Origin of the sequence: Amycolatopsis sp. NPDC089917 (assembly GCF_040684635.1) — a bacterium.
Classification (GTDB): domain Bacteria; phylum Actinomycetota; class Actinomycetes; order Mycobacteriales; family Pseudonocardiaceae; genus Amycolatopsis.
The window spans coordinates 1-7632 of record NZ_JBFBGL010000130.1; the positions used below are offsets into that span (position 1 = coordinate 1).

Here is a 7632-nt window from a genome sequence, read left to right on the forward strand (position 1 = left end):
TCGACAGATCAGTACGCTACCAACGACTGACCAAACAGAAACTGTTCACGAAGTCCTGAAACACATCTGTTCACGAAGTCCTGAAACATGACATGACGTTCTAACGTCACTTACCACTCACGACCACCCCGACCCACCACGCCACCGCCGCGCTTCTCTCCTGCGTTCCGTGAAGGCCTCCTTGAGGGACTCTGGGTCCCTCAAGGAGGCCTTCACGGACTAGCTTGCGATGGATCCGCTCGCGCTCACAGCATCGCGTTCACCCCGGTCAGATCGCGGCCGATCAGCAGCTTCTGCACCTGGCTGGTGCCTTCGTACAGGGTCAGCACGCGGGCGTCGCGCAGGTACTTGCCGACCGGGAACTCGTCGATGAACCCGTAGCCGCCGAAGACCTGGAGGCAGTTGTTGCTGACCCGCACCGCGGCCTCGCTCGCGTGGTACTTCGCGATGGACGCGTCGGTCGCGTAATCCTTCGGCGAGACACCGGAATCGGCGATCCGCGCGACGTGATGGGTGAGCAGCCGGGCGGCCCGGACGTCCACCGCGGACTCGGCGAGCAGTTCCTGCACCAGCTGGAACGACGCGATCGGGCGGCCGAACTGGGTGCGTTCGGTGGAGTACCGCACGGCGGCGTCGACGGCTGCCTGCGCGAGTCCGACGGCGCCGGCCGCGACCGAGACCCGGCCGCGGGACAGCGCGCCCAGCGCGATGCCCAGACCGCGGTCCACCTCGCCCAGCCGGGCCGAGTCGGGCACGCGCACGCCGTCGAAGGTCAGCTCGGCGGTCGCCTGGCCGCGCAGGCCGAGTTTGCCGTGGATCTCCCGCGCGGTCAGGCCCGGCGTGTCGGTCGGCACCAGGAACGCGGTGAGGCCGCGCTCGCTCGTGCGGGCGAACGTCAACGCCACCTGCGCCCAGGTTCCGTTGGTGATGAACATCTTTCCGCCGTCGAGGATCCAGTCGCCGCCGTCGCGCGTGGCGCGGGTGCTGACCGACGCGGCGTCGGAGCCGGTGCCCGGCTCGGTGAGGGCGAAGCAGCCGAGAGCGTCACCGCTGACGAGGCGGGGCAGCCACTGCGCCCGCTGTTCGTCCGTCCCGTGCGTCACGATGGTCTTGGTGACCAGGCCGAGAGACACCGAGACGATCCCGCGCACCGCCGAGTCGCCGCGCCCGAGTTCCTCGGTCACCAGGACGTAGGACAGCATGTCCGCGTCCACCCCGCCGTAGGTCTCGGGGACCATCAGGCCGAGGAAACCCAATTCCCCCAGGCGTTTCACGATGCCGCGATCGACCTGTTCGGCGCGATCCCACTCCGCCGCGTGCGGGACGATCTCGTCGTCGACGAACCGCGCGGCCATGGCGCGGATGTCGCGTTGTGTCTCGGTCAGGCCGAAATCCGGTGAAATCACGGTGCTTCCTTCTCCAGCGGGTAGGCGGGCGCGGTCAAGGGCAGGCCGAGTTCGGCGCGTTCCCGCAGCCAGCGTGTCGGCCGGTAGCGCGGGTCGCCGGTGCTCTCGTGCAGCCGGTTCTGGAGTTCGAGCAGGCGGTCGGCGCCGACGCGATCGCCCCAGGCGAGCGGTCCGGCCGGGTAGCCGAGCGCCGCCGTGACGGCCAGGTCGATGTCCTCCGGGGTGGCCAGCGAACGTTCCGCGATCGACGCGGCGACCGAGACGATCGACGCGAGCAGGCGCTGGGCGACCGAACCGGCGCCGTCCCGCACCACCGAGACCGACTCGGCGCCCAAGGCACCGACGGCCGCACGGACCGCGTCCGGATCCGACGCCGGGGTCACGGCCAGCACCCGGCGACGAGTGGTCAGCGACAGCGGATCGACGCCGAACGTGCGAGACGCGGGCAGCCCGTGCGCGGCGATCGCCGCCGAAACCGTGGTGCCCCAGGTCGGTACCAGCACGACGGCTTCGGGAGTGAGCTCGTCCGGCGCCTTCGGCAAAGCCGCGCGCAGGGCATCGGCGTCCGGCCCCGATCCGGCGATCCACAAAGGACACTCGACGCCGATGACCGGTTCTTCCTGGCTGACTTCGGCGCCGGGGCGGTGGTCGTAGAACCCGCGCCCGCTCTTGCGGCCGAACAGTCCGGCGGCCACCCGGTTCGGGGTGAGGAACGACGGCCGCAGCCGGTCGGAATGCCGGAACCCGGTCCAGATCGAGTCGATGACGGCGGCCGTCACATCGAGCCCGGTCAGATCCATCAGCTCGAACGGGCCCATCCGCAGGCCGAGCACGTCGCGGGCGATCCGGTCGATCACCACGGGCTCGGCGACCGAGTCCTCCAGCAGCGCGAACGCCTCGGTGACCAGACCGCGCCCCGCGTGGTTGACCAGGAAACCGGGAGTGTCGGCGACCGTCACAGCGCGGTGTCCGGAGGCGCGTACCAGCTCCGCCAGCACGCCCGGGATGTCGGAGCGAGTGGCCGCCCCCGGGACCACCTCGACGATCTTCATCAACGGCACCGGGTTGAAGAAGTGCAACCCGGCCAGCCGCGACGGGTCGGCCAGCGTCGCGGCGATCCGGGTGACCGGCAGCGAAGACGTGTTCGTCGCGAAGATCGTCGTGGACGGCAGTACCGCCTCCAGTCCGGTGAACAGCTCGGCCTTGGTGTCCAGATCCTCGCGGACCGCCTCGATCACCAGATCGACGTCGTCACCCGGCGCCGCGACCGCGTCCAAGGGCACGAGCCTGGAGCGGACCGCGCCCGCCTCCGGTTCCGTCAGGCGTCCCTTGACGACCGCGCGATCGAGCAGCCGCCCGATGAAGCCGATCGCCTCGCCGACCGCCTCGCGCCGCGCGTCGGCGAGCTCGACGGTGTGCCCGGCGGTCGCCGCCCACTGCGCGATACCCCGGCCCATCACGCCGGTTCCGATGACTCTGATCCGCATGTTCACTCCTCAGCGCAGGTAGACGCGACCGGGGTCGACTTCTTCGCGCAGCCGCCGGAGTTCGGCGGCCGCGGGCGGTTCGATGGTGGCCAGGTCTCCGGCGATCTCCAGCGGCCAGCCGGTGGCCGCACGCACCTGATCGGCCGTCACGCCCGGATGGACCGCGACCAGCCGCAGTGGTTCGCCCACTCCCTGCCGCGCGAGGATACCGAGTTCGGTGATCACCCTGGTGACGCCCGCGCCCAGCGGCCGGATGCCGTCGGCCAGCGCGCGATCGGGTCCTGGTGAGGTACAGAAATCCAATTGGTCCACAAAGGACCGGGGGTCGTGACGGCGCATGACGACGAAGACCTCACCGGAGTTCGCCATCACCTCCATCGCGCCTCCCGGGCCCGGCAGGCGCACCGCGGGTTCGGCCCAGTCGCCGATCACCGACGAGTTCAGGTTCCCCCACCGGTCGATCTGCGCGGCACCGAGGAATCCGACGTCGATGTGCCCGCCCTGCAACACGTTCCCGAAGAGCGCGGGCATCGACAGCACCGCTTCCGCGCCGGTGATCAGCACGGCGTCGGCGATGGTCTCCGGCAGATGCGAAGGATGCGCGCCGCAGACCCCGGACTCGTAGACGATCTCCAGGTCCGGCGCGACCGTGAGATGGGCCAGCGACGCGGCCAGCGTCGGGAGGCCGATCCCGGCGAACACGGTGCGTTTCCCGGCCAGCTCCCGGGACGCCACCACCGAGAGCAGCTCGGACGAGGTGGTGTCCTTTGTGGACGTCATCGTGCGTTCTCCCGTCGCTTCCCGTAGTTCACCGGCAGGCTCAGCGCGTCGTCGACGGCGAGGCCCGCCCAATAGCGCTCCCCCAGTTTCGCCACGTATTCCTGGTGATCCCGCGTGCCGAGCACCCATTCCGCCAGCCAGGCTCGCAGGCGCTCGGGGTCCGCGCTGATCGCCGACCAGCCGCGGTAGAACGCGTTGTCACGGTCGTAGTAGCCCTGCGCGAACGACGGATGCGCGCCACGCGGGCAGGCGACCACCGCGTCGACCGCGTGCGAAGGGATGAGCGTGCGGTTGGGATCGCGGCGGATGACCTCGTCGTCCACGATCTCCTCGACCACCACCACGGCCTTCTTCGCCGCGTACACGGCTTCGGCCTGGATCCCGGTCAGGCCCCAGACCTGGGTGTTGCCCGACCGGTCCGCGCGCTGGGCGTGGACGATCGTCACATCCGGGTTGACCGGCGGCACCACGTAGACCTGCTCGCCGCCGTCGTAGGGCGAGCGCACCTTGCGGAGGCCGGGGTTGACCGACGGCAGATCGCTGCCCGCGAACGAGCGCACCGGGTAGAACGGCAGCCGCTGCGCGCCGGCCAGGTAGCGGCCGATCATCCCGTAGTGGCTGTACTCCTCGAACTCCAGCGGTTCGGGGTCGGCGCGTTCGATCCGCCGCCGCAGTTCGCCGAGCGAGCCCGCCGAGGAGTTGCCGACGAACGACGACACCAGCTTCCGGACGCAGCCGCCCGCGAGCATCTGGTCCACGACGATGTCCGCGGTCATCCGGACCACGGTGAGGTCGCGGCGGCCCTGCCGGATGATCTCGTGCCCGGCCGCGGTCGGGATCAGATGCGTGAACCCCTCGAGGGCGACGGTGTCGCCGTCGTGCACGAAGGCGGCGATGGCCTCGGCCATCGTGGTGGTCTTGTCGGTCACAGGTTCACCGTGCCAGGCGGCATTGTGCAGAGTCCAATACCGAATTAAGGTCAGATTGATATCGAACACTGAATAATCGAGGTGCGACATGGAGTTCCGTCATCTGAACGCCTTCCTGGCGGTGGCCGAGGAACTGCACTTCGGCCGCGCGGCGAAGCGTCTGCAGATGGCCCAGCCGCCGCTGAGCCAGCAGATCCGCCAGCTCGAACGCGAGCTCGGGGTCGCCCTGTTCGAACGCAACACCCGGTCGGTGCGCCTCACCAGCGCGGGTGAGTCCTTCCTCGCGCCGGCCCGCACCGTGCTCGACGACCTCGACCTGGCCACCCGGGCCGCGAAGGCGGCGGGCCGCGGCGAGTTCGGCCGGGTGACCGTCGGTTTCGCCGGGGCTTCGAGTCACGAGTCGCTGCCGCTGCTGACCAGGGCGGTCCGGGCCGCGCACCCCGGGCTCGAACTGGTGATGCGCGGCCAGACCTACGCCAACGTGGCGCTGGACCGCGTCGCGGACGGCTCGCTCGACCTCGGCTTCGTCCGCCTCCCGGTCACCCAGCCGGGTGTGCGGGCCAGGGTGATCGACGAGGAGGAGCTGATCTGCGCACTGCCGTCGGATCACCGCCTGGCCGGGCACGAGCGCATCCCCATCGAGGAGCTGGCCTCCGAGGTGTTCGTCAGCTTCCCCGCGAACGCGGGCTCCACGGTCCGCGAGGCCACCGTCAAGGCCTGCGCCGAGGGCGGCTTCACCCCGAAAGTGGTCCAGGAGGCGCCGGACTCGTACACGATCCTGGCTCTCGTCGCGGCAGGCGTCGGCGTGACCCTGACCTTGACCTCCTGCCAGCACATCCAGCAGACCGGGCTGGTCTACCGGCGTCTCGCCGGGAAGGCGATGCGCCTGCACGCGGCTTTGGCCTGGCGGGCCGACAACCCGTCCGCCGCGCTGCGGACCGTGCTCGCGGTCGCCCAGAAGGCGCTGCCCACACCCGCGTCCAGCGGCGATTGATACGCCACGGCACTTACTGACTGGCCCATTCAGTATTGGACGTGTCTCGGTGACGGCTGGCAGGGTTCCGGCCAGAACAGGGACGTTGGCGCCGGGGGTCGCCGTGCCCGGGAACAACGGCGATCCAAGGAGACGGTATGGGTGCGGCGAATGCGACCGCGAAACGCGCGGGAATCGGGGCGTTCATCGGCTCGACCATCGAGTGGTTCGACTTCTACATCTACGGCACCGCCTCCGCGCTGGTGTTCGACAAGGTCTTCTTCCCCGAACTCGACGGAGCGCTCGGCACCCTGGTCGCGTTCGCGACCTTCTGGGTCGGCTTCCTCGCCCGGCCGCTCGGCGGCGTCATCTTCGGGCACATCGGCGACCGTCTCGGCCGCAAGAAGACACTGGTCATCACGCTCTTGCTGATGGGCATCTCGACCACCCTGATCGGGGTGCTGCCCGGCTACGCGACCATCGGGATCGCCGCGCCGATCCTGCTCGTGGTGATCCGGATGGTCCAGGGCATCGGGCTCGGCGGCGAATGGGGCGGTTCCGTGCTCATCGCCTCCGAGCACGCGCCCAAGGGGAAATCGATCCTCTACGGCGCCTTCGCGCAACAGGGTTCGCCGGTGGGCAACACGCTGAGCACGGTCAGCTTCCTCGCCATCAGCCAGCTGCCGGACTCGGCGTTCGTCAGCTGGGGCTGGCGCGTCCCGTTCCTCGCCTCCGCGCTACTGGTCGTGGTCGGGCTGTTCATCCGCCTGAAGGTCACCGAATCCCCTGCCATGGCGGGGCTGATCGAGGCCAAGAAGGTCGCCAAGCTGCCGCTGACCGAGGTGCTCCGCAACCACCCGATGCTGATCGTGCTCGGCATCGGCGCCTGCACCATCGGCCTGTCCGCCACCTATTTCAAGTCCACCTTCGCGCTTTCCTGGGCGACGTCGGACATCGGTTTCAGCCGCAGCTCGTTCCTCACGATCATCCTGGTCGCCAACATCACCCAGATCCTGGTGCAGCCGTGGGGCGCGGTGATCGTCACGAAGATGACCAGCTGGCGCCGCGCGGTGTCGGTGATGCTGCTGCCCGAACTGGTGCTGATGCCGCTGATGTTCCTGCTGATCAGCACCGGCGACTACGCCTCGGCGATGGCGGGCGTCGTGATCGCCACGATCCCGCACTGCCTTTACTACGCGGCGCTCGCGGGCATGCTGGCCAGCCGGTTCCCCGCGCACGTGCGCTACACCGGGATCTCGCTGTGCTACCAGCTGTGCGGCACGCTGCTCGGCGGCACGACACCGATCGTGGGCCAGTTCCTGCTCAACCTCACCGGTTCGATCACCGCCGTGATCGTGTTCGCGGTCTTCCAGGTCCTGCTGACCCTCGGCTGCATGCTGGCGCTGCTGAAGCGGCCCAACTACGACGAGCGCGCCGAAGAGCAGGCACCCGCCGCGGCGGCGGTGGCGCGATGATCACCGCGAACGGCATCGAAGAGATCCAGGCGCTGGCAGGACGCGATCTCGGCACGTCGGCCTGGCGAACGGTGACGCAGGACCTCATCGACAAGTTCGCCGAGGTTTCCGGTGACGGCCAATGGATCCACACCGATCCGGTGCGCGCCGCGGCGGGGCCGTTCGGCGGCACGATCGCCCACGGCTACATGACGCTCAGCTGGGGCATCCCGATGTTCGCCGAACTGCTGCGCGTCACCGGCGTCGGCATGGCGCTGAACTACGGGCTCAACAAGGTCCGGTTCCCCGCGCCGGTCCCGGTCGGCGGCCGGGTGCGGCTGCACGCGTCCGTGCTGGAGGTGACGGCGGTGCCGCGGGACGGCGTGCAGATGGTGCGCGCCTTCACCTTCGAGCTCGAAGGTTCGCGGAAACCGGCTTGTGCGGCGGAATCGGTGACGCGCTACTACCTGTGACGCGGTCGTGAGTGACGGTCAGCGGGCGCGACGGAGGCCCGGAAGCGTCGGGCCAGGCCCCAAGGGGGGCCCATAATTGACCCCACAGGGGGTGGGGCGACCCCCCCCCCCCCCCGGGGGGGGGGAAACA

Annotated in this window: 7 protein-coding genes; 3 read left to right on the plus strand and 4 right to left on the minus strand. The window is 69.6% G+C overall.

Annotation, left to right across the window (positions count from 1 at the left end; all coding sequences use genetic code 11):
* Positions 1–245: 245 nt before the first annotated feature.
* Genes AB0N89_RS40710 through AB0N89_RS40725 form a run of 4 tightly spaced genes read right to left on the minus strand, consistent with a single transcriptional unit; the run spans position 246 to position 4581 of the window.
* A complete protein-coding gene (locus AB0N89_RS40710) occupies positions 246–1406 on the minus strand; it encodes an acyl-CoA dehydrogenase family protein (protein WP_364217008.1) in 1161 nt (386 codons plus the stop codon).
* Positions 1403–2893: a 3-hydroxyacyl-CoA dehydrogenase NAD-binding domain-containing protein gene (locus AB0N89_RS40715; RefSeq protein ID WP_364217011.1), complete on the minus strand. Its 1491-nt coding sequence runs from the start codon at positions 2891–2893 to the stop codon at positions 1403–1405. The genes AB0N89_RS40710 and AB0N89_RS40715 overlap by 4 nt, the downstream gene beginning before the upstream one ends.
* Positions 2894–2902: 9 nt before the next feature.
* On the minus strand, positions 2903–3673 hold the full coding sequence (locus tag AB0N89_RS40720) for a CoA-transferase (protein ID WP_364217013.1): 771 nt from the start codon (positions 3671–3673) through the stop codon (positions 2903–2905).
* Positions 3670–4581: a CoA-transferase gene (locus AB0N89_RS40725; protein WP_364217024.1), complete on the minus strand. Its 912-nt coding sequence runs from the start codon at positions 4579–4581 to the stop codon at positions 3670–3672. The genes AB0N89_RS40720 and AB0N89_RS40725 overlap by 4 nt, the downstream gene beginning before the upstream one ends.
* A gap of 109 nt (positions 4582–4690) precedes the next feature.
* Here AB0N89_RS40725 and AB0N89_RS40730 point away from each other — a divergent pair, with 109 nt between their 5' ends.
* The 3 genes from AB0N89_RS40730 (at position 4691) to AB0N89_RS40740 (ending at position 7502) form a co-directional block, all read left to right on the plus strand.
* Complete coding sequence (locus tag AB0N89_RS40730; protein WP_364217016.1) at positions 4691–5596, plus strand: LysR family transcriptional regulator; 906 nt, start codon at positions 4691–4693, stop codon at positions 5594–5596.
* Between the two features lie 137 nt (positions 5597–5733).
* Complete coding sequence (locus AB0N89_RS40735) at positions 5734–7050, plus strand: MFS transporter (protein ID WP_364217019.1); 1317 nt, start codon at positions 5734–5736, stop codon at positions 7048–7050.
* The gene (locus AB0N89_RS40740) at positions 7047–7502 is read left to right on the plus strand and encodes a MaoC family dehydratase (protein WP_364217022.1); all 456 of its coding nucleotides are present in this window, start codon (positions 7047–7049) and stop codon (positions 7500–7502) included. The genes AB0N89_RS40735 and AB0N89_RS40740 overlap by 4 nt, the downstream gene beginning before the upstream one ends.
* Positions 7503–7632 lie beyond the last annotated feature (130 nt).

Coding starts and splice junctions, on each gene's coding strand:
- AB0N89_RS40715 (WP_364217011.1), bottom strand. CDS start 2,893: ATGCGGATCAGAGTCATCGGAACCGGCGTGATGGGCCGGGGTATCGCG.
- AB0N89_RS40720 (WP_364217013.1), bottom strand. CDS start 3,673: ATGACGTCCACAAAGGACACCACCTCGTCCGAGCTGCTCTCGGTGGTG.
- AB0N89_RS40725 (WP_364217024.1), bottom strand. CDS start 4,581: ATGGCCGAGGCCATCGCCGCCTTCGTGCACGACGGCGACACCGTCGCC.
- AB0N89_RS40730 (WP_364217016.1), top strand. CDS start 4,691: ATGGAGTTCCGTCATCTGAACGCCTTCCTGGCGGTGGCCGAGGAACTG.
- AB0N89_RS40735 (WP_364217019.1), top strand. CDS start 5,734: ATGGGTGCGGCGAATGCGACCGCGAAACGCGCGGGAATCGGGGCGTTC.
- AB0N89_RS40740 (WP_364217022.1), top strand. CDS start 7,047: ATGATCACCGCGAACGGCATCGAAGAGATCCAGGCGCTGGCAGGACGC.